Annotated in this window: 2 protein-coding genes; one reads left to right on the plus strand and one right to left on the minus strand. The window is 66.6% G+C overall.

Annotated elements, in window-relative coordinates; all coding sequences use genetic code 11:
* Positions 1-230 precede the first annotated feature (230 nt).
* On the plus strand, positions 231-740 hold the full coding sequence (locus ACE3SN_RS16805) for a winged helix-turn-helix transcriptional regulator (protein ID WP_374531982.1): 510 nt from the start codon (positions 231-233) through the stop codon (positions 738-740).
* A 4-nt stretch (positions 741-744) separates the two neighbouring features.
* On the opposite strand, the gene ACE3SN_RS16810 is transcribed toward ACE3SN_RS16805, so the two are convergent.
* The gene (locus ACE3SN_RS16810) at positions 745-2,253 is read right to left on the minus strand and encodes a YifB family Mg chelatase-like AAA ATPase (RefSeq protein ID WP_374531984.1); all 1,509 of its coding nucleotides are present in this window, start codon (positions 2,251-2,253) and stop codon (positions 745-747) included.
* Positions 2,254-2,342: the final 89 nt, after the last annotated feature.

Genomic DNA, 2,342 nt, shown 5'->3' on the forward strand with positions numbered 1-2,342 from the left:
TACGGGTCAGCGGAGCCGAGCAAATGGCAGTCATGATATTTCCCCTTACGTTTTCTCTGCACGCACCAATCGGGGAGTTCCTGGGAGGGGATGCTCGATTTTGCGTTGCGAATCGCTACCTAGTTCGGTAGGTATTCAGTTGCAACTAGAAACTGTGCATTGCAGCAAAGATTTTTTTGTCGGATGCAAAGCCACTTTGCGCTAGTCTTTGACCGGGTAAGGGGACGACGATGGGTAAACTGCACGAACCACTGGGTGATGACGCGCAAAGCTGCGGCCTGCCTTCCGCGCTGGAAGTCATGGGTGAACGCTGGTCCTTCATGATCCTGCGCGCGGCCTTCAACGGCCTGCACCACTTCGAGGAGTTCCTCGGCGCGCTGGGCATTGCCCGGAATATCCTTTCCAATCGTCTTGCCCGGCTGGTCGAACACGGCATCATGAAGCGCGAACCGCTGCCCGATGATCGGCGCAAGATCGAATACCGCCTGACCGAGAAGGGGCTCGACCTGCTCCCCGCCATGCTCGCCCTGCGCCAGTGGGGTGAAAAGTATGCCTGCGGCGTGCCCAGCAACCCGGTACTGTGCGACGAACGCGATGGCCTGCCGATCGCCCCGATCGGAATTCACGCCCACGATGGCCGCCTGCTCAGCGTCTGGGAACTCGAATGGCGCGACCGCGCCGACATCGGCAAGTCCCCGGCCAGCGAAGGCGATGTCCGCCCGAAGCTGAACGTCCTCTAGAACATCACGCCCGCGGTGCGATCCGGCGGTAGCTGAGCGCTTCGGCCACGTGGATTCGCCCGATCCCCTCGTTTCCGGCAAGGTCCGCAATCGTGCGGGCCACACGCAGGATCCGCGTATAGCCGCGCGCCGATAGCCGCATCGCCTCTGCCGCCTGCAACAAGAGCTTGCGCCCGGCCTCATCCGGGGTGGCGTGGGTATCCAGCAAGTCCCCATCGAGTTCCGCATTGCTGCGCCGCCCGGTCCCTTCCAGCCGCGCAACCTGCACCGCGCGCGCCGCAGCGACCCGTGCGGAGACTTCGGCGCTGCCCTCGGCGGGCGGCGGCAGGGCCAGATCGCTGGCGCTGACCGGATCGACTTCGACGTGGAGGTCGATCCGGTCGAGCAGCGGACCCGATACCTTGCTCTGGTAATCGGCGCCGCAACGCGGGGCGCGGCTGCAGCCCAGTGCCGGATCGCCAAGATAGCCGCAGCGGCAAGGGTTCATCGCCGCCACCAGCTGAACCCGCGCCGGAAAGGTCACATGGGCATTGGCGCGCGCCACAGTCACCTCGCCCGTCTCGAGCGGCTGGCGCAGCGAATCGAGCACGGCGCGCTGGAATTCGGGCAGCTCGTCGAGGAACAGCACGCCAAGGTGCGCCAGGCTGACCTCCCCCGGCTTCACCTTCAGCCCGCCGCCGGTCAGCGCCGCCATCGAGGCCGAATGGTGCGGCGCGCGAAACGGGCGCGTCCGGCTGATCCGGCCCTCTTCCAGTACGCCAGCGACCGAGGCGACCATCGAGGTTTCGAGTGCCTCGGCCGCTGTCAAAGGTGGAAGGATGCCGGGCAGGCACGAGGCGAGCAGTGACTTGCCCGCCCCCGGCAGCCCGATCAGCAACAGGTTGTGGCCGCCCGCCGCCGCGATTTCGAGCGCGCGCTTGGCCGTTTCCTGACCCTTCACTTGCCTGAGGTCCGGCCCGTGGTCCGGCTCCTCGGCGATCCCTGGCACCGGTGCGGGCAGTTGCTGCACGCCTTTGAGGTGGTTGAGCAGGCTGACCAGGTCCGGCGCGGCCACCACCGGCACCCCGCTCGCCCAGCTGGCCTCTGCCCCCTGCGCGGCGGGACAGATCAGCCCCTTGTCCTCGGCCGAGGCATGGAGCGCCGCCAACAGCACGCCCGGCGAGGCAACCACCCGCCCATCGAGCGCCAGTTCGCCCACGGCAATGAAGTCGTTCAACTGCTCGGCATCGGTGACCCCCATCGCCGCCAGCAGCGCCAGCGCGATCGGCAGGTCATAGTGCGAGCCTTCCTTGGGCAGGTCGGCCGGGGAAAGGTTGATCGTGATCCGCTTGGGCGGCAGCGACAGCCCCATCGCGGCGAGCGCGGCATGAACCCGCTCGCGGCTTTCGTTCACGGCCTTGTCCGGCAGGCCGACCAGGTTGAAGCGCGGCAAGCCGGGCGCGATCTGGCATTGCACTTCGACGCTGCGCGCCTCAAGCCCCAGATAGGCCACCGTCTGGACCAGTGCGACCAAGCAAACCCCCCGCAGAATCACGTAGTTGCACCTGATGGAACAGCCCGCCCGCGCTGTCCATCGTGACCGGCGCCATAATGGCGGAAACG

The sequence above is a fragment of the Novosphingobium sp. genome (genome assembly GCF_041915465.1).
Taxonomy (GTDB): Bacteria; Pseudomonadota; Alphaproteobacteria; order Sphingomonadales; family Sphingomonadaceae; genus Novosphingobium.

Bases quoted from the DNA above. Each gene is read 5' to 3' on its own strand.
- ACE3SN_RS16805 (WP_374531982.1), top strand. From the start codon at position 231: ATGGGTAAACTGCACGAACCACTGGGTGATGACGCGCAAAGCTGCGGC.